We start from the raw sequence: 20,213 nt of genomic DNA on the forward strand, positions 1-20,213 counted from the left end.
GAAATACCACACTAATAAAAAATTTTATCGATAAATGAATAGGTTAAAAATTACGTGTTTAATTAGCAGAATTGGAGTGAGGAACTCAGTTCCATAAAATAGGACTATTCTTTAGCAGTAATTTCCCTCTAGCTAGCAGCAATCACTCCAATTTGGAGTGTCCTAGTCCGAAGTTATACGATTAGAAAAAAAATTTAGCTTTAGTAGGAATAAATGATTTATGAAAGAAATGGGGATAGTTGAGTTGGTAGGCTGCTATAAATAGTTAACATCGGAAACATAACATGCCAGCTGAAATAAACTACCCTATTAAATTTTGTCAGAATGACCTATTGAACTATGTATTTAAGAATGACCCCTTAATAAGCAAACTTGCCCAACAACTCAAAAGCATCTCCAATATTACATATGCATGTAAAAATGGTGCTTGCCAAGGTTTATCACACATATTCGCGGCTTATGAGATGGACGGACTGGGGGCTGAATCTCTACACCAGCTCAAAAATTGCTTAAATCCCTTTATACCATCAACATCCGCTTATAAAGAAGTCAACAAATGTGTAGAAAAAGCTTACTTAAAATGCATTTCAAATTTGTTAGCTGAACGTTGTACTGATATTTTTGATGTACAGATAAATCAATACCAATATAACGGCTATAATGACCTATATAATAATTATTATACCATTAACACAGTACCAAAACCTAAAGGAATAACAAACATTGAATATATCATTCAATGCTTAGAAGAAAATAACAAAAATATATATTCTAAGAATATAGAACCCTGTTTTAATCCTAATATTAAAATAGAAAAAGACATCACCTATGACCTATATAACAAAATAAGATTTGGTAATGAAACACCTACTCCAAGAAAATATAAAGCAGAACAAAGCCTATATGATAAGATTAAAAAAGATAAAGATATCACTCTAAATGAAATGCAGTCCTTTATTAAAGAGATATATGCATATTGCATGTTACATTATGCAAGTGAGACAGCACTATTTAACTTAAATTCAGGATTGACAATTGATAATCGTTGTTCTCCTTTGTCCTCTATTAATGTAGAACCTAGTTGGGAGAGTATCTCCTTTAAACAATTAGAGAAACTAATTACTGAAAAAAGCATTAAAAAACAAGATGTTGCTATAATTTACAGTTCAAATAATCACGCAATGGCAATTTGCGGGAAATATTACCCACAAAAACAAAAATACCTTTTTAGTTTTTTTTAACCAAATTATGGGTTAATACAATCATCTAATACAAATGAATTTATTGATTTTTTAAAACAAATTATAAGCCTAAAAAATACACTTCCTATTGCTTTTACACAAAAAAAAGAGACTGATGTAACTATTGGTTATATACGGAAACTACAAAAAACACGAACACACTCAAAAAAAATGAAATTACCGAAAATCAACAATGCAGAGCTACAATCTGAAATCAAAAAACAGCTTACTGAGAGTAAAGTAAGCATCGATTTAGATAAAAGTACCAAACTCACTTTTGATGAGTATTCTCAAGGTAATAATAAATTGACAATGAAACTAAAAAAGGAGGGGGATACTTTTACCATTTATTCGACCTTGTGTGACATTCATTCAACTATAGCGTTAATCACTAACTCGATAAATAAAGTTCCTTTATTAACATCAGCAAAAATTTGTATAAATTCTTTAGGGAAAATATTTTATCGGCTTCGTTAACCTTACTTTATTCTCCTTTGTAGTCACTGAGCTACACAGGAGAATATATATTAACAAATCACTCTCTTGCTAATGCATCAATTGGGTTTAAACGTGCGGCGCTGCGTGCGGGCAAGAAGCCGAAAATAACCCCAATCGCGGTTGAGCAGACAAACGCACTAATAAGCGCGACAGGATCAAACGCGAATGTCCAACCAGGTAGCGCCATTTGCGCCAGTAAGCTGATCCCATAAGAAAGTGCAATTCCCATCAAGCCCCCCATTAAACACACCAATACCGCCTCAATGAGGAACTGCTGCATTACATCACTGGTTCTCGCACCAACTGCCATACGAATACCAATTTCGCGAGTTCTTTCTGTCACCGACACCAACATGATATTCATCACACCAATCCCCCCGACCACCAGCGAAATCACCGCCACTAAGGTTAAAAACAGTTGCATGGTTTGGGTGGTTTTTTCCGCTGTTTTTACAAAAGTATCAAGGTTATAGGTGAAAACATCTTTTTTACCGTGGCGTAACGTTAATAAACGCGTCAGTTGCTGCTCGACGTTTTTGGCGTCATACCCATCCTTAACGCGCACCGTAATGCTGTCATAATAAGGTCGATTTAAAATCTTGCTGTTCATCGTGGTATCAGGGAGCCAAACAGACAACGATTTACTGGAGCCAAATACTGATTTCTGGTCTTCCAACACCCCAATTACTGTCGCTGGCATATTACCGATGAGCAAGGTTTCCCCTACTACATTAGCTTGTTTTGGGAAAAAACGCCGTTTCGTGTTCTCATCAATAATGACCACTTGAGCACGCCTATTCGCCATGTCTTGCGTAAAATTCATGCCCTCTGAAAATTTTGAAGCATACACATTAAAATAATCGCGGCCAATTCCTGTTAACTGTGCAGATGCATCTAAATTCCCTTTCCTTAAACGTGCGGAACCATTTAGCTGGCCTGAAATCGCGTGAACATAAGGCTGCTTAGCAAGAGCATCAATATCCGAGGCTTTTAAAGATTGTCGATTTTGTGCATCATCACTTCCAAAATCAGTGCCAGGGTAAATCGAAATCGTATTGGTACCAATCGACTTGATATCATTAAGTACCATACCTTGGGCAGCATCGCCGATGACCATAATAGAAACCACTGAAGCAATCCCGATAATAATCCCTAGCATGGTCAACAAGGTACGCATTTTATTGACCACCATGGCACGCCAAGCCATCAACAATGCTTCGCTAAATCGACCATAAATCTGCCCAAGGGATAGTTTCCTTGTAGGGGCTTTTGATAACGGTTTGGCTAATTTACTGTTTTTTGAACCTGAATCTCGAATAATTTCGCCATCTTTGATTTCGACAATACGTTCAGCTTGTTGTGCAACGGATGGATCGTGAGTAACGATAATCACCGTATGGCCTTGAGCACAAAGGTCTTTGAGGATCTTCATCACCTCTTCACCTGAATGGCTATCTAAGGCCCCCGTAGGCTCATCGGCAAGAATAACTTGCCCTCCATTCATTAATGCACGCGCAATACTGACTCGTTGCTGTTGCCCACCAGACAATTGGCTCGGCCGGTAATTAACCCGCTCGCCAAGCCCTAAGCGCTGAAGTAATTGCGTCGCACGTTCGCGCCGCTCCGCTTTTCCAGAACCTGCATATACTGCGGGGATTTCAACGTTTTGCTCAGCACTAAGGTGGTTTAATAAGTGGTAGCGTTGGAAAATAAAACCAAAGTGTTCACGGCGAAGCTCTGCGAGTTGGTCGTTGTCTAGCAACGCCATATTTTGCCCATCAATATGGTACTCTCCAGATGATGGCTTATCGAGGCAACCAATGATATTCATCAGGGTGGATTTACCTGAACCTGAAGCACCGATAATCGCAACCATTTCACCTGCATTTATTTGCAAAGAAACGTTTTTTAAGACAGTAACCTCATTTTCACCTTCACCATAACGGCGAGTGATCCCCTGGAGCTCAATGAGTGTGGCCATCTTAACTCTCCGAACCACTGTGCCCAATAATCACTTTATCACCTTCATTCAGTCCTTTAACCACTTCGACTGACACATCATTGCGACTACCAATTTCAATCTGTTTTTTCTCTGCTTTTTGCCCTTCTAGCACTTCCACATCATAAACCTGCGGTGAAACTTCATCCCCTAACGCAGAAAGGGGTAATATCAGCACATCTTTACGTGAATCGAGATCGATTTTGACCTGTGCAGTCATCTGTAATTTTAGGAGATGCTGAGGATTAGGGACTTCAAAGCGCGCATAATAGAAAATAGCATCATTGATTTTCTCAGGGGTTGGCAAGATATCTTTCAATTGACCTGAGAATTTTTTGTCTGGCGCACCGAGTACCGTAAATGAAGCCTCTTGGCCTGGTTCTAAATAAATCACATCCGCTTCAGACACTTCCGCTTTAACCAACATAGTGTCTAAATCTGCTAATGTTAAAATCGTTGGTGCTTCTTGCGCTGCAATCACGGTTTGCCCTTGTAACGTTTTGATAAACGTGACAATGCCGTCCATCGGCGCGGTGATTTGCGTATATTTTAAGTTGGTTTTTGCCGTATCTAGTGTGGCCTGGTTGCGTTTAATTTGAGCTTGATAAGTCGCTACCTGTGCTTTTTTCACATCCACATCAGTTCTGGCTTTGTCCAGTTCTTGTTGCGCGACAGCCTGCAATTTGGCTAAGCTCAAGTGGCGTTGGTAAGTCAGTTGCGCCAGTTTCAATTCTGCTTGTGCTAACGATAAATTAGCCTCAAGTTCACGTGTGGTCGCTTCAGACTCAGTGACATCATTTTGTGCTTTTTTCGGGTCGATAACCGCCAGTAAATCGCCTTTTTTAACGTAGTCACCCTCTTTAACATATAAGGTTTGTAACTGCCCGCTAACCTGAGCACCCACATCAACTTTACGTACAGCATCTAACTTGCCCGTCGCGAGAACTTGTTTATCTAAGTCACCACGCGTCACGTCAACGGTTTGGAAAACCTCTTCTTTCTCACCTTTAAAGAGAAAGGCAGCAGCGCCAACGACAACAATCAGGATCACCAAATAAATCGGCCACTTTTTTTTCGGTTTTACCTTCATCACTCTTCACTTCCTATCATTAAAAAGAGGGCGACGCCCCCTTCTAAATACTATGCTATATCACTTAAGTTATCGTTTAATTAAACGTACTATAGATAAACACCCGCTATCTATAAATATTCAATCAACAATATATTCACTTTCGTTATCAATACGCTTTCCCCCTCGCTAACCATGCTACCCGAGAAAACATACTTTTTAGCTGTAATGGAATGCTATCAGGGCCCAGTTCTGCAGAACGGTTCACCGTAGCCAACGCTAAGTCAGGCTTTGACGTTCGGGAAATCGCTTTAATAATCACACGGCGTGTCGACACCCGTGCATTTTCTGGTATGTCAGCAATTTCATGATAAAGGCTTTTAAACCCCTCACGATATAGGAAATGTTCCATATCTGGCGCAGTGAGCATGGTTAAGCGATCCCTATCGGGTGAATTGATCTTATTCGCATAGTGGGTCGCAGTTGCAGCATATTTACGCCCTGCCTCGTCGCCATCGGTTAAAACATGCCATTCAATTCCCATTTTATTGGCAAATTTTAATAGTGGTTTCAAGCCACTTTGTGCAAACGCAATAACTTTAATTCCTTCGGTTTCAAAATAGTAGTGACATTGGCGAGCAAATTCACTCATTAGCCAAATCTCTGTTTCGCCTTCAACTAATAACCAACAACGTGCAAATAATGATGATGGTCGATTAAAACGAATATGAAACGAAATTTTTCGCAATTCTTCTGTACTGAGATCATTTGGCGTTAAACGATAAGCAGAAACTTTATTAGTATCACGTACTAAACGACATAAGTCTTCAAGAGGAGCTTGAGAAAGTAACTCCCCTGAATTTGTCGTGGTAATCCGTTGCAGCGCAAACAAGCTTAGTAATCCCCATGCAATCGACAGCATAATCGGATGCAGGCGAGTTTCGGGGTCTTCAACAATAATGAGCGGGCGGGCGTGTTTATCTAAATGAATATTGCCTTTGGATTGTAATAAAGAAGAAAACATCCCCAAGATAATCAAACGAATATTTCGTTGATTAGGTTTTGCAATCAAACGGCTGATGTTATCCAACGCTTTCCAGCCTTGCTTGCGCGGCTCAATATTCACCATATTGTCATTAAGCTTGATCATATGGGCACTTTGCCCTGAAAAATAGTGACTTAATAACTGCTGCATGGCGTCTACACCGTCACTTAATTCATCATCACTTAAACGTTCTGGATTATTCACTAGAGCACTGGTTAATTCTTTGATACGTATATTAAATGCATCACGAAACTCTTTTTCACCAACGACGATGGTTTCAGGGTTGAGGGTTTGTAAAAAACGCGCATCACGCAGGCGAATAACAGGGTATAATCGAATAATCTCTTTGATATACTTACCCACATTGTCCAGAGAAAGCTTATTTCCCCCTGAATTTAAAAAGCTTTTATCCACCGCAATCGTATTGTCATCTCGCAGCTCAGCACTCACTCGATAAAAAATATGTTTTAGATCATCACCATTATCAACCCAAACTGAGCTAAGATTATGAAAACGATAAGATTGGTGGCGGCCTTTATGCCTTTCACAAAATTTTAAAACAATTTGCAATGACCGATAACGGGAAGCGTTGTCCCCTGTGGGGTGATGAAAATCGTGCAGATTAAATTGGTAATCTTGATGTTCTGGTGAGAGAAGCAAATCGAGCGCATCAAGAAGACTGGATTTACCCCATGAGTTTTCCCCGATCAAAACAGTACTGTTATTGAGTTCTAAGGAAAGGCGGTTGATCCCTCTAAATCCGTATATCTCAACACGTTCCAGATACATATCTCACTCCTTGTCATATTTTCTTTAATATACTCTGAACTCGTCAATTTGCATTCAGATCATCAATAATTGTGCTGACAAAACGCACATTTAGAGCTTATCGATTAACCCATGGTTTTACTATAAGTATGTCTGCAAAATAAAAAATCTTTGTGACAAAATTGCCAACTGAGTTGAGCTAGCAATAGCAGTGTTATAAAATAGTAAAACTTTCTTTTTTAGTATTTTTGACCTATTTTTCACTCAGTCACCAATAATAAAATTTTATCGAAAAAAAATGCATTAGCACGGCGAGTTAAATTTCACATAACGAAAATAAAAAAACAAATATAACTCATTGATTATATTGATGGGATAACCACTAAGGATGCGGCGATGTATTCAGGACTCTTAATTATTCTTCTACCGTTAACTCTCGGTTATCTTATTCCTATTAAAAACAAACAAATTCTTCACCGTGTGCATCAATCATTAAATTCAATGGTGTATGTGATTTTATTTTTAATGGGGATCACCCTCGCACTGCTTGAAAACTTAAGTGAACACCTCTTTTCTATTCTCATTTACGCCATTACCTTCTTTGCTTGTATTTTTTCACTTAATATTATCTCACTGTTATTACTCGATAAGTTAGATCCGTGGAAAATTCCACAACATAAGCAAGAAAAACCGCCGTCACGCATTAAAATGGTGCTTGAATCTCTACAATTGTGTGGCGTCCTGCTTTTAGGCTTTATAGTGGGCTTAACAGGTTTTGATTTTCTGCATTATGCGGATAAGGGTAGCCAAATTGCTCTAATGCTCCTGCTATTATTAGTCGGCATTCAATTACGCAACAGCGGAATGAGCATTAAACAAATTTTAATTAATCGCCGCGGGACAACCATTGCCTTTGTGATGGGAATCAGTGCATTAGCGGGAGGAGCGCTGGCGGCATTATTACTGGGCTTACCCGTTAAAATGGGGCTAGCTCTCGCATCGGGCTTTGGTTGGTATTCACTCACAGGGATCGTGTTAACTGATGCCTATGGCCCTGTGATGGGGAGCGCCGCCTTTTTTAATGACCTAGCCCGCGAGCTAGCCGCGATCATGTTGATCCCTATCATTATCAATCGCTACCGTTCAACGGCATTGGGCATTTGTGGCTCAACATCCATGGACTTCACCCTTCCTGTTTTGCAACGCAGTGGCGGTGTTTCGATTGTGCCTGCCGCGATTGTTCATGGCTTCGTACTGAGTCTTATTACGCCAATTCTTATGGCCTTCTTTACATAGGTAAAATTTCAGTCACAATAGCCGTTAATTTGCGTGAAACAGGAAATTAACATGACAGAAAAACAACGTGTTTTAGTGTTGGGCGCTAGCGGCTATATTGGGCAGAATCTTATCCCCCAACTGATTGAACAAGGTTATGACGTTACTGCGGCTGCACGTCGTGTTGATTGGATGCTTTCTCAAGGCTGGGAAGATACTCGCTGTATCTTTGTTGACTTACATGATCCTGAGACTTTAAAAGATGTCATGAAGGAAATCGATATTGTCTATTTCCTTGTGCACAGCATGGCTGACCAAGCTAATCTTATTGAGCGTGAGCGTAGCGCTGCGCGTAATGTTCAACAAGCTCTCGAAGGTTCAGATGTTAAACACGTTATTTATCTCAGCGCATTACAACATGGCCACACCTATTCCCCGCACCTGATAGCCAGGCGCTTAACGGGGGACATCCTGCGTGAAAGCAATATTCCTGTTACTGAGATTCGCTCTTCAATTATTGTTGGGTCTGGTTCTGCAGCCTTCGAAATTATGCGGGATATGGTGTACAACTTAGCGATTCTAACGCCTCCGCGCTGGGTACGCTCTAAATCATCACCTATTGCATTGTCGAATATCCTATATTACTTAACTCAGCTCGCCAAAACACCAACAAATGAAAACCGCATATTTGATGCAGGCGGTCCTGAGTTTATTAGCTATCAAGAACTATTCAAACGATTTATCAAAGTTAGTGGTAAACGCCGCTTGCTGATCCCTATTCCTATTCCTATTAGCATGATTTCGGTGCATTTTATTAGCTTGATTACCTCGGTGCCACCGACTATTGCAAAAGAGCTGATTCAAGGACTACAACACGACCTTCCCGCTAACGATAAAGCACTACGAGAGCTTATTCCACAAACGCTAATTTCCTTTGATGATGCAGTAAGAACCACATTAGCTGAGGAAGCAGATGCGATAGACAATGCTGATTGGGGTTATGACCCTGAAGTAAGAAAACGCTGGCGCCCAGGCTATGGCTATTATCCCAAACAAGCGGGGTCAACCCTTGGCACAACAGCGAGCTCAGAATCGCTATGGCATACCATACAACAAATTGGGGGCAAAGATGGTTATTTCTACGCCAATGGCCTATGGAAAACCCGTGCCATCATGGATGACATGATGTTGAATAAAGTCAAATATGGTCGCCCCGACAGAGAATACTTGCAACTTGGCGATGAAGTTGATGGCTGGCGAGTGATTAACCTTGAGCCGAACAAACAACTCAGTTTACTGTTTGGTATGAAAGCCCCTGGGCTGGGGCGTTTAACCTTTACTATCCACGATAGCGGCAGTCGACGCTCTATAGATGTGCGCGCTTGGTGGCACCCTGCGGGTTTTTGCGGTCTACTCTATTGGTTTGCTATGATGCCAGCCCATCTTTTTATCTTTAAAGGAATGGCAAAACGCATTAGCGACCTCGCGTTTGAACGAGATAAACAACTCGCCAAACAACAGCAAACAGATCATCCAACCGAAAAATCTGACTAATTTCAGTGTAAAAACCAATTTTTTATGCAGAAATTATTGCATAAATATGCTTACAGGATTAATATCGCTGGTAGTTAAAAAGGATATTATTGGTAAGCATGAGCATTCAATTAAAAAACATCAACTGTTTCTATGGTTCCCATCAGGCACTCTTTGATATCAATCTAGAGTGCTCTGCTGGTGAGACTATGGTATTACTCGGGCCAAGTGGTGCAGGTAAAAGTTCGCTATTACGTGTTCTCAATTTATTAGAGATGCCACGTTCAGGTCATTTGAATATTGCTGGGCAGCAATTTGATTTTTCATCGACACCAGATGCAAAGTCTATTCGTGACTTACGCCAAAATGTTGGCATGGTATTCCAACAATATAATTTATGGCCGCATCTTAGTGTGATGGACAACTTAATTGAAGCCCCATGCCGTGTATTAAAATTATCGAAGCAAGAAGCACATGCAAAAGCCGCTAAGCTTTTAGACCGTTTACGTTTATCTCAATTTGCAGACCGTTATCCACTGCATTTATCAGGTGGTCAACAACAACGTGTGGCGATTGCACGGGCACTCATGATGGAACCTAAGGTTCTATTATTTGATGAACCAACCGCAGCGCTTGACCCAGAAATTACGGCTCAAGTTGTCGATATTATTCGTGAATTGTCTGCGACAGGTATTACGCAAGTGATCGTCACTCACGAAGTGGAGATTGCTCGCAAAACCGCTAGCCGTGTGGTGTATATGGAAAACGGCCATATCGTAGAACAGGGAGATGCTAGTCGTTTCTCAGCACCTCAAACTGACGCCTTTGCAAATTATCTGTCACATTAATAGATATAGGATTAAGCAATGAAAAAAATTATATTAGCTGCGCTGCTGGGCGCTGTAGCCCTATCGGCAACTGCTGCGGAAAAAGAAACCATTCGTTTTGCAACTGAAGCAACTTACGCGCCGTTTGAAATGTTTGATAAAAACAATCAAATCGTCGGTTTTGACGTTGATTTAGCTAATGCGATGTGTGAAAAAATGAATGCGACCTGTACATTTACTCACCAATCTTTCGATAGCTTAATTCCCAGCCTGAAATTTCGTCGTTTTGAAGCATTAATGGCAGGTATCGACATTACCCCTGAGCGTCAACAACAAGTAGACTTCACCGAAACTTATTACCCTAACTCTGCAGAATTTATTGCAGTGAAAGAAAAAATTAGCTCCGTTGACCAGCTGAAAGACAAAAGAATCGGCGTCCAAAACGGAACCACACACCAAAAATATATCATGGAACAACATAAAGGCATGACCACTGTGCCTTATGATAACTACCAATCTGCGGTTTTAGACCTGCAAAATGGCCGTATTGATGCTGTATTCGGTGACACTGCCGTTGCTGACGAATGGTTAAAAACCAAAGGCAACGAAAACTTAGCCGCTGTGGGTGAGAAAGTTACCGATCCACAATACTTCGGTATCGGTTTAGGTATCGCAGTGCGTAAAGGAAATAAAGAGTTGTTGGATAAAATGAATAAAGCCTTAGCAGAAGTTAAAGCTGACGGCACTTATGATGCTATCCACAAAAAATGGTTTCAACAGTAATCGATATAATTAATGAACAACCTTCTATTTTTAACAAGTGCCGCCGGTATCACCGTCGGCCTTGCTGTTTCTGCCCTAATCTTGGGTTTAATTCTTGCCATGCTATTTACCGCATGGGAGTCTGTCCGCTTTAAGCCAATTGCCTTTTTAGGCACGTGCTGGGTGACGCTAATCCGTGGGTTACCTGAACTGCTGGTCGTCCTATTCGTCTATTTTGGGACATTACAGCTTATCAACCTACTCGGGGATGGGTTTGATATTAACCTCGGTTTTTGGCAAACCACAGTGCAAATTGATCCTAGCATCTTCTTTGCCGATAGCGGCGAATTTGACTACACGCCGTTCGTTTGTGGTGTCATTGCCCTCGCCCTATTGTATGCCTCTTATGCTTCACAAACGTTAAGAGGCGCACTCAAAGCAGTGCCTTATGGCCAGTGGGAAGCAGGTTTTGCACTCGGCCTCAAAAAACGCACGATTTTCTTTCGTTTTATTATGCCGCAAATGTGGCGCCATGCCCTGCCAGGGTTAGGGAACCAATGGTTAGTTCTGCTAAAAGATACCGCGTTAGTGTCTTTAATCAGCGTGAACGATTTGATGTTACAGACAAAAACTATTGTTAACCGTACTGGCGAACCTTTTACTTGGTACGTTATCGTCGGTCTGATTTACCTTGTCATTACATTGATTAGCCAACAGGTATTAAAGCGTATTGAATTGCGAACTACGCGCTTTGAACGAGGTGAATCCAAATGATTGACATGATCCTAAAAATTCTACCAGGGCTACCAACCAGTTTATCACTGACGTTCAGTGCGTTACTTGTGGCTTTTCTGTTAGCGGGATTATTTACGTTAATTTTATCCCTGAAAACCAAAGTCATTTCGCAAATTGTGAAGGTGTATATCACCATCTTTACAGGAACGCCATTATTAGTGCAGTTTTTCCTAATCTATAATGGCCCGAGCCAGTTTAAATCGTTGCAAAACTATCCTCTATTTTGGGAGCTAATTTCAACACCTTGGTTCTGTGCAATGATTGCATTAGCGTTAAACAGTGCCGCTTATTCAACTTTACTGTTCCACGGTGCCGTAAAAGCGATTCCATCAGGGCAATGGCAGTCATGCCAAGCATTGGGGATGAGTAAAGTGCAAACTATGCGCATTATCCTGCCTTACGCCTTTAAACGCTCTTTATCCTCTTATTCCAATGAAGTGGTGTTAGTGTTTAAAAGTACCTCTCTGGCCAGTACGATCACCATGTTAGACATCATGGGTTACAGTAGCCAAGTATTTGGTCAGACATGGGATGTGATGGCATTTGTTGCAGCTGGGATTATTTATTTAGTGGTTAATGCCATCTTAACCATTCTAATGCGTTTAATCGAACGCAAAGCACTTGCTTTCGAACACCGAAATTAATACTTAATTCAATACGTTAAAGAAAAAGCTTGGCTAAACACCAAGCTTTTTTTTCATAAATTCGTTTTTAATTATTCTTTCGCTTTAGCAATGTCAGTACTTCAAAATGAGCCGTGTGTGGAAATAAATCAAACAGCTGCACCCTACACACTTGATAACCCGACAGCAATTGTAAATCTTGCGCCATAGTCTGTGCATTGCAGCTTGAATAAAGGATATATTTGGGCTGCATATGAGAAAGGTAATCACATAATGCCTTACCAATTCCTCTTCGTGGCGGATTAACTAAAATAAGCTGAGGGATATCTTGATGTGCGGTGGCAAAATGCGTTGAATCAAGGGCTTTAAACTCAACATTTTTTAATCCAATTTCATCTGCTGATTGTTGTGCGCTAGCAATGGCAGGGGCGCTGATTTCAATGCCTGTTAAACGCGTATCTTTTTCAGCGCAGTGCAATCCAAAGCCACCTACACCACAAAACAGATCCCACATACTATGAATATCTAATGCGTTAACCCACGCCCTTGCTGTTTGGTATAATTTAGCTGCGACAACAGGATTCGTTTGGAAAAAACTTTGTGGGCGAATAAATAAAGGCACTTGGTTAAACTCTTCACGCAGCGTATGTTGCTCCGTTAAGAAAATCTCCTCATCGCCTTCAAGTATTGCCATATGCACTGGCTGAATATTTGCTGTGATCACCCCAAGTTGTGGTAATTGCGCTTGCAACCAAGGTAAAGCATTCTTGAGCTGTTCCAGTTTTTTCTCTGAGCGTAGCACAAAACGCAGCATAAACTGCCCTGTGTGCCAACTTTGTGTTAGCAACACGTGCTTAAGCTCACCACGCCTGCGTTCAATGTTATAAGGTGTGAGCCCTGCCTTTGCAATAAACGGTGTGAGTACGCTGAAAACTTCAGAAAATGCAGTGGGATATAATGGGCAGCCAGTTAAGTCGACACCTGCGCCATCTTTCCCAATAATACCAAAAATCGGCCTTTCTACACTTCCACTCACCACCATTTTGGCTTTATTACGAAAACCTATTTGAGGCCCTGTCACGGGTGGGGCAAAAATAGCAGGGTCGATTGTCGGCAATAGCGCGGAAAGTTGCTGCTGCTTTTGGGTGATTTGTTGCTCAGGTGAGAATTCTAACCATTGGCAAGAACGGCATTCACCCGCAATATATTTTTCACAATGCATAATTAAAACTTAATGAATAATAATAGCGGGTTTATCATCTGGGGTAAGTTCGGATTCATCCTCGCCATTATCCTCTTCTTCACTAAACTCATCTTGAGCTGCATACAGTAAATTATTACTAAAGATCTCAAAGACAATCGCTGAAATTTGGTCTTCTGCTTGCTGAAGGAAATGGCAGAATTGGCGATAGGTCATCCCAGCCTCTAATGAAAATGACTGGCTAACCACTAACTTTGGCAGGTTTTCATCATTTATTTCGAGAAAAACTTTTGCCGTCAATGAACTCGCGTTAATTTGGCTAATATTAGCAACTAATGTAATTATCGCGGTGGGTTTTAGCTCCGCTAATGCGGACAATACCAACACATTATTGACGATATCGAGTTTTGCATCAAAAATTCCCTCAATATTTTGCATATGAGGTAAATGCAGCGCAGCACAAGAGTCGCACTCGAAATAAGACGTTTTGAGTTGTTCTAACCATTCACGTAATTGTGCAATGTCAGGGTAACGAATAGAATCCATGGGCAGTAACCTTCTTCAACTCAAAAATAATAATGCAAAAACAGTTTGCTAGAGAATGACATCCCCAGCGCAAAGCGGGTAATTTTCACACATCACCAAGAAAAATGCCAGCAAAACCACGGCTATTCGGGCTTTTCATCCTGTTTATCATTTTGAATATTATTTTTTTTATTCCTCGGGTTTTCTGACTGCTTATTATCTATACCTAAAAAAGTTAACCCATGAATAGCTCGCCACACAATATTAATCATTGCAGGGACCAAACACCCAATCGCAACCATAATAATGGTCACTATCGCCCCTTGGTGCATAAGTGGCTCAGGCAAAACAATATAATCATTCAGCGTGAGTAAGATTAAAATCAAGAGGATTATCCCAACACCTTCTAAGACTAAGATAGGTTTTGGCATGTCTGCCAATGAACGCATGGTTCTCTTTGATTGTGGTTTATTGTTCATTCAACCCCCATTTCACTGTGATTTGGCATTTTACTTCACGAATTATATGACATACCTATAGCTATAAAAGGAAAATTCGACTTTTATTTCATAATTTATATAGGCATAGTATTGAGCATTGTGACTCGAATCTGAGTTTGAGATAAAAAGGAGATACTATGTATACTGTTATTTTTGGTCGCCCTGGCTGCCCATACTGTGTTCGTGCGAAAGAACTGGCAGAAAAACTGAAAAACGAACGTGAAGATTTTGACTACCGCTATGTCGATATCCAAGCAGAAGGTATTTCAAAAGAAGATTTGTCTAAAACTGTTGGTAAACCTGTGGAAACTGTCCCACAAATTTTCATTGATGAGAAGCACATCGGTGGTTGCACTGATTTTGAAGCTTACGCAAAAGAAAATTTAAATCTTTACAAATAGTTACCCCCTCTAATTTTCGATTATTAACAAGCAAAACATCTCAATACTTAGGCTGAAATATGTTTTGCTTGTTCTTTTTGTGCTATTTAAGTCAAATCCCACCCTAAATTGCATTTTTTTTCATCAACAAGAGAACTTTCCTTTTTAGATGGAGTCTTAATTTATGCCACTGCTTTTCTTTGATGTCCCCATATTGAGGAGCCCGATAGCCAACTCTCTGTTTTAATGCTATCGGGTTTTTTATTGCCTATTTCTAGCCATCGACCTCACCTTGCAATGTAATGATTACTTTGCGCTTTGTGCCAAAATTTCGATGTTCACATAAATAAATCCCTTGCCACGTCCCCATATTTAAACGACCGTTTGTCACTGGGATTGTTAAACTCGCACCCAGTAAGCTACTTTTCAGGTGCGCTGGCATATCATCACTGCCCTCATAGTCATGCTTATAATAAGGTTCATTTTCAGGAACTGCCTTATTGAAGAAGCTCTCAAAGTCTTCTCGCACGGTATAATCCGCATTTTCATTAATCGTTAATGAGGCAGAGGTATGTTGAATGAATATATTCATCATCCCAATACGAAGCGAACTGAGCTCAGGAACTTGCCTTAAAATCTCCTCAGTGACTAAATGAAATCCTCTTTCCCGCGCATTCAGCTGTATCTGTTTTTGCCACCACATTTTTTTTCCCTTCTTTCGCCAAATCGAACTTTAGATGAGTGAAATAATTATTGAGTAATTCTTAAACCACACGTAAATTTGTCGCGTAATAGTATCAATAATAAGACAAAGGGACTTTACCTGTGAAGCTTGAGACTTTAAGCTCTGTTTTTCTTTGTCTTACTGACCCACTCTCTGTCTGAGGTACGAAACTGTGCTGGAACAACTCAATCTTGATCTGTTTAACTTGATCAATGCCGCACCTGAAACTGCAAGCGGAACGATTGCGATGGCGAATGTAATTGCTAAGCGCTTAGTTCTTATTTTCCCAATATTTACAGTTGCTTGTTGGTTTTGGGGTGCCCAGCCAAACATGACTCGCCAACGCGCTTTTGCCTGTAAAGCGGCGATTGCCATTGTGTTAGGGCTTACTATTTCATGGCTAATTGGCTATTTTGCCCCCCATGACCGCCCATTTGTGATGGGGATCGGCACTAATTTTTCTGATCACGACGCAACACCATCATTCCCAAGTAACCACGGCACTATCGTATTTACCTTTGCATTTGCTTTCTTATTCTGGCTACGGACTTGGGTTGGCCTTGTGATGATGATCCCTGCCATTGTGATTGCTTGGTCACGAATTTACCTTGGTGTTCACTGGCCTTTAGATATGGCAGGCGCATTTATCCTTGCTATCGTTGCCTGTGGTTTAGCTCAAATTTTGTGGTCACTTGGCATTAGTAAAATCCAAGCACCAATCACCCAACTCTATCATCTCATCTTTGGTTCATTCATTCGCAAAGGTTGGTTCCAACCTTAATCATTTCTTTTTAAGTACTGGTGACAATAAACACCAGTACTTTTCCACTTTTAAAAAGTTGCGCCAAATCAAACTTTCTCTTTATTTTTTTATCGTTATATAAAATTAATTTTAAATTATCAAATTAATTAATAAACAACTCTGTAACAAATATTTTGTTACCTTTTTTAATTATTTTTTTCGACGCAAAAAAAGTGCACTAAATACTATCTAAAAAAACAAAAATTAATTAATATGTGCCCCTAAAATCAGGGCGAAATGGTCTAATTAATCACTCACTAAATCATTATTGAAATTTAAAATTAACAGTTAATTATCAACAAGTTAAACAAAATCATTCATACATCCTATGTAGCAGTATCACAGTACAGCTCAATAATTAGATTAATATAGATTACAAATCAAACAACACAAAAATATTCATTAATATAATAATATTTTTCTCACAGAATATTATTCTACCCTTGTTTATTTTAATGAATTGAATTTTCCAAACAGGAAAAACATGACAATAAATAATCTTAAGTTAAATTTCATTAACAATTTTATAAAATCTGATGTTTCTACGCAATCTCAGGGGATATTTCTCTTTTGAGATAATGATCACGGCATTTTGTTCTGGTAAAATATAAATTCACACCCTCAAAAACCAGATTTAAAAATAACTGATAAAATTACAAAACTGATTGAAAATGAATTTAGTCCAAATTTTAGTTTTATTTCCAATCAGATTGTTACGTAAAAGAAAGCCCTTTTTATTAAGAGATTATTCGTACCAAAAGATTAAAACCCAGTAACGCCTTTGGCTGTTACTTAAAATGAATTTTTTGACTTTTATTTTTGGAGACTATTATGGATGCAACTAAAGTTGGTTCCATCGACAAAACAGCCTCGCAAACAGGGAGCAGTAAAGCTTGGCGTAAAACTGACACAGTATGGATGCTGGGTTTATATGGTACAGCTATCGGTGCTGGTGTTCTGTTTTTGCCTATTAATGCGGGTATGAGCGGATTACTTCCTGTTCTATTGATGCTTGTTCTAGCCTACCCAATGACATTTTTTGCTCATCGTGGCTTAACACGTTTCGTTCTTTCTGGTTCTAAAAAAGATGGCGATATCACTGAAGTTGTTGAAGAACACTTTGGGCGTACCGCGGGTAACTGGATCACTCTACTGTATTTCTTTGCTATTTATCCTATTCTGCTCGTTTATGGTGTTTCTATCACCAATAACGTCAATAAATTCTTAACCGAATTATTAGGTGTTGGTGCACCACCACGTTGGTTACTGGCCTTAATTCTGGTCGGGGGCGTTATGGCTATCGTTGCTTTCGGTGAAAAATACATCGTTAAAGTCATGAGTATGCTGGTGTTCCCATTCATTGCAGTGCTGGTTGCATTCTCTTTATATATGATCCCGCACTGGTCTGGTGATGTACTGAATACCTTAACCTTCGAAGGCATCGCAGAAGCTACCAAAAATACTGGAGGTCAAAGCATTTGGATCACCATTTGGTTAACCATCCCCGTCATGGTATTCGCCTTTAACCACTCACCAATTATCTCGGCATTCTCTGTCGCAAAACGTGAAGAATACGGTGATGAAGCAGAACAAAAATGTTCACGTATTTTAGCATCAGCACACATCCTGATGGTTCTGACAGTCATGTTCTTTGTGATTAGCTGTGTGTTTACGTTATCTTCAGCTGACCTTGCGCAAGCAAAAGCACAAAACATCAGTATCCTTGACTATCTGTCTGGCTATTTTGATCAGCCATTCATCAAATATGCAGCAGCAATCATCGCATTTATTGCTATTATCAAATCATTCTTAGGCCACTATTTAGGTGCTCGTGAAGGTTTCAATGGTTTAGTTGAACGTGCATACCGTGCAAAAGGCAAAACTGTCGATATTCGCAAATTAAACCGCGGCACCGCTATCTTTATGTTAGTGACCACTTGGATTGTTGCGACATTAAACCCAGGTGTTCTGGATATCATCGAAAGTCTTGGTGGCCCTGTTATTGCTATCTTACTGTTCTTGATGCCAATGTATGCCATCAGTAAAGTCCCTGCAATGCGTAAATACTCAGGCAAAATCAGCAATGTATTTATCGTAATTATGGGCCTGGTCGCTATCTCTGCGGCGACATATAAGTTATTCTTCTAATTGAAGCCCCAGGTAGCTATTAATAATGATAGCTACCTGATTTCAATGACTTTCTACAAAAGGAAGCACTGAATATGATTAGTGTATTTGATATCTTCAAAATCGGTATCGGCCCTTCAAGTTCTCACACCGTCGGCCCAATGAAAGCGGGCAAACAATTCGTTGATGACCTTATCGCGCAAAATTTACTGGCTAACACAACGCGCATAGCCGTTGACGTTTACGGCTCGCTGTCCCTGACAGGTAAAGGCCATGCTACCGATATGGCTATCATCATGGGTCTTGCGGGTAACTTACCCGATACCATTGATATTGACGCTATTCCTGCATTTATGCGCAACGTCGAACAAACAGGTAAACTTTTACTTGCTCAAGGGCAACATGAAGTCGATTTCCCTGTCGATGGCGGCATGAATTTTCACAGCACAAATTTACCACTCCATGAAAATGGCATGACAATCACCGCATTTGCGGGTGATAACGTTCTGTATACCAAAAATTATTACTCGATTGGCGGCGGATTTATTGTTGATGAAGAACATTTCGGTAAAATCGACGAAAATGCCGTTCAAGTCCCTTATCCTTTTAAATATGCAGCTGATTTACAAAAGCATTGCAAAGAAACGGGGTTATCACTTTCTGCGCTCGTCATGCAAAATGAATTAGCATTACGCAGCAAAGATGAAATCCAACAATATCTTTCCTCCGTTTGGGATGTGATGAAAGCAGGCATTGAACGTGGGGTCACTACGGAAGGCCTATTACCTGGTCCACTACGTGTTCCGCGTCGTGCAGCCGCGTTACGCCGCCAACTTGTCACCACGGATAGCACCAACATGGATCCAATGGCAGTTATTGATTGGATCAATATGTACGCCCTTGCGGTCAATGAAGAGAACGCTGCGGGTGGACGTGTAGTGACAGCGCCAACAAATGGGGCTTGTGGTATCGTTCCTGCGGTACTCGCCTATTACGATAAATTCATTCGCCCTGTGAATGAGAACTCCTATACCCGCTATTTCCTAGTTTCTGGTGTGATTGGTGCATTATACAAAATGAATGCCTCCATTTCAGGGGCGGAAGTCGGTTGTCAAGGTGAAGTGGGCGTTGCCTGTTCAATGGCGGCCGCTGGGCTTGCTGAATTAATGGGTGGTAGCCCTGAGCAAGTGTGCATCGCCGCGGAGATTGCGATGGAGCATAACCTCGGCCTTACTTGCGACCCTGTTGGCGGCCAAGTTCAAGTGCCTTGTATTGAACGTAACGCAATTGCCTCTGTTAAAGCCGTTAACGCCGCACGTATGGCATTACGCCGCGTCAGTGATCCACGTGTTTGTCTCGATAAAGTCATTGAGACGATGTATGAAACGGGTAAAGACATTAACGCTAAATATCGCGAAACCTCCCAAGGCGGTTTAGCAATTAAATTGGCACATTGTGAATAGTTGAATAGCTTATCTAAACATAAAAAATGCCTGCTATATGCAGGCATTTTTTATAC

Annotated in this window: 19 protein-coding genes; 12 read left to right on the plus strand and 7 right to left on the minus strand. The window is 40.4% G+C overall.

Translation table 11 applies throughout. From position 1 onward, the window contains the following. The first annotated feature begins 284 nt into the window (after positions 1–284). Both PR808_RS04320 and PR808_RS04325 read left to right on the plus strand, forming a co-directional pair. Positions 285–1,241 carry a hypothetical protein gene (locus tag PR808_RS04320; protein ID WP_272538778.1) on the plus strand — a complete coding sequence of 319 codons (957 nt, stop codon included), beginning with the start codon at positions 285–287 and terminating at the stop codon, positions 1,239–1,241. A gap of 171 nt (positions 1,242–1,412) precedes the next feature. Beyond that, positions 1,413–1,718, plus strand: coding sequence for a hypothetical protein (locus PR808_RS04325; protein ID WP_272538779.1), 306 nt, complete (start codon positions 1,413–1,415; stop codon positions 1,716–1,718). Between the two features lie 58 nt (positions 1,719–1,776). Here PR808_RS04325 and macB read toward each other — a convergent pair whose 3' ends face one another. From macB to PR808_RS04340, 3 genes are all read right to left on the minus strand, one after another. Then, a complete protein-coding gene (gene macB / locus PR808_RS04330) occupies positions 1,777–3,720 on the minus strand; it encodes a macrolide ABC transporter ATP-binding protein/permease MacB (RefSeq protein WP_272538780.1) in 1,944 nt (647 codons plus the stop codon). Position 3,721: 1 nt separating this feature from the next. Further along, on the minus strand, positions 3,722–4,828 hold the full coding sequence (gene macA / locus PR808_RS04335) for a macrolide transporter subunit MacA (protein WP_206085480.1): 1,107 nt from the start codon (positions 4,826–4,828) through the stop codon (positions 3,722–3,724). A gap of 148 nt (positions 4,829–4,976) precedes the next feature. Beyond that, positions 4,977–6,641, minus strand: a complete 1,665-nt coding sequence (locus tag PR808_RS04340) for an ATP-dependent nuclease (RefSeq protein WP_206085430.1) — start codon at positions 6,639–6,641, stop codon at positions 4,977–4,979. A 375-nt stretch (positions 6,642–7,016) separates the two neighbouring features. Between PR808_RS04340 and PR808_RS04345 the strand changes: the two genes are divergently transcribed. From PR808_RS04345 to artM, 6 genes are all read left to right on the plus strand, one after another. After that, on the plus strand, positions 7,017–7,916 hold the full coding sequence (locus PR808_RS04345; protein WP_206085429.1) for a lysine exporter LysO family protein: 900 nt from the start codon (positions 7,017–7,019) through the stop codon (positions 7,914–7,916). A gap of 51 nt (positions 7,917–7,967) precedes the next feature. After that, entirely contained in the window at positions 7,968–9,449 is a 1,482-nt protein-coding gene (locus tag PR808_RS04350) for a DUF2867 domain-containing protein (RefSeq protein ID WP_272538781.1), read from the plus strand. A gap of 98 nt (positions 9,450–9,547) precedes the next feature. Beyond that, positions 9,548–10,276: an arginine ABC transporter ATP-binding protein ArtP gene (gene artP, locus PR808_RS04355; RefSeq protein ID WP_206085427.1), complete on the plus strand. Its 729-nt coding sequence runs from the start codon at positions 9,548–9,550 to the stop codon at positions 10,274–10,276. An 18-nt stretch (positions 10,277–10,294) separates the two neighbouring features. Beyond that, a complete protein-coding gene (gene artJ, locus PR808_RS04360) occupies positions 10,295–11,038 on the plus strand; it encodes an arginine ABC transporter substrate-binding protein (RefSeq protein WP_206085426.1) in 744 nt (247 codons plus the stop codon). Between the two features lie 12 nt (positions 11,039–11,050). Then, complete coding sequence (artQ, locus tag PR808_RS04365) at positions 11,051–11,791, plus strand: arginine ABC transporter permease ArtQ (RefSeq protein ID WP_047756239.1); 741 nt, start codon at positions 11,051–11,053, stop codon at positions 11,789–11,791. Further along, complete coding sequence (gene artM / locus PR808_RS04370; protein WP_206085425.1) at positions 11,788–12,456, plus strand: arginine ABC transporter permease ArtM; 669 nt, start codon at positions 11,788–11,790, stop codon at positions 12,454–12,456. The genes artQ and artM overlap by 4 nt, the downstream gene beginning before the upstream one ends. 67 nt (positions 12,457–12,523) lie before the next feature. Here the strand turns inward: artM and rlmC are convergent, their stop codons facing one another. The 3 genes from rlmC to PR808_RS04385 all read right to left on the minus strand — a co-directional run bounded on the left by rlmC (position 12,524) and on the right by PR808_RS04385 (position 14,640). Continuing rightward, positions 12,524–13,657: a 23S rRNA (uracil(747)-C(5))-methyltransferase RlmC gene (rlmC, locus tag PR808_RS04375; protein WP_272538782.1), complete on the minus strand. Its 1,134-nt coding sequence runs from the start codon at positions 13,655–13,657 to the stop codon at positions 12,524–12,526. 9 nt (positions 13,658–13,666) lie between these two features. Then, entirely contained in the window at positions 13,667–14,182 is a 516-nt protein-coding gene (locus PR808_RS04380) for a YbjN domain-containing protein (protein WP_206085423.1), read from the minus strand. A gap of 122 nt (positions 14,183–14,304) precedes the next feature. Further along, on the minus strand, positions 14,305–14,640 hold the full coding sequence (locus PR808_RS04385) for a YbjC family protein (RefSeq protein WP_206085422.1): 336 nt from the start codon (positions 14,638–14,640) through the stop codon (positions 14,305–14,307). Between the two features lie 158 nt (positions 14,641–14,798). On the opposite strand from PR808_RS04385, the gene PR808_RS04390 reads away from it, so the two are divergent. Continuing rightward, positions 14,799–15,062, plus strand: coding sequence for a GrxA family glutaredoxin (locus PR808_RS04390; RefSeq protein WP_047756603.1), 264 nt, complete (start codon positions 14,799–14,801; stop codon positions 15,060–15,062). Between the two features lie 253 nt (positions 15,063–15,315). Here the strand turns inward: PR808_RS04390 and PR808_RS04395 are convergent, their stop codons facing one another. Beyond that, entirely contained in the window at positions 15,316–15,744 is a 429-nt protein-coding gene (locus tag PR808_RS04395; protein WP_206085421.1) for a secondary thiamine-phosphate synthase enzyme YjbQ, read from the minus strand. A 193-nt stretch (positions 15,745–15,937) separates the two neighbouring features. Here PR808_RS04395 and ybjG point away from each other — a divergent pair, with 193 nt between their 5' ends. From ybjG to PR808_RS04410, 3 genes are all read left to right on the plus strand, one after another. Beyond that, positions 15,938–16,546: an undecaprenyl-diphosphate phosphatase gene (ybjG, locus tag PR808_RS04400; protein WP_206085420.1), complete on the plus strand. Its 609-nt coding sequence runs from the start codon at positions 15,938–15,940 to the stop codon at positions 16,544–16,546. Between the two features lie 852 nt (positions 16,547–17,398). Next, a complete protein-coding gene (locus tag PR808_RS04405; RefSeq protein WP_272538783.1) occupies positions 17,399–18,715 on the plus strand; it encodes a serine/threonine transporter in 1,317 nt (438 codons plus the stop codon). Between the two features lie 74 nt (positions 18,716–18,789). Then, complete coding sequence (locus PR808_RS04410; RefSeq protein WP_206085418.1) at positions 18,790–20,157, plus strand: L-serine ammonia-lyase; 1,368 nt, start codon at positions 18,790–18,792, stop codon at positions 20,155–20,157. The last annotated feature ends 56 nt before the right edge of the window (positions 20,158–20,213 follow it).

The sequence above is a fragment of the Providencia sp. PROV197 genome (genome assembly GCF_028479625.1).
Lineage (GTDB): Bacteria > Pseudomonadota > Gammaproteobacteria > Enterobacterales > Enterobacteriaceae > Providencia > Providencia vermicola.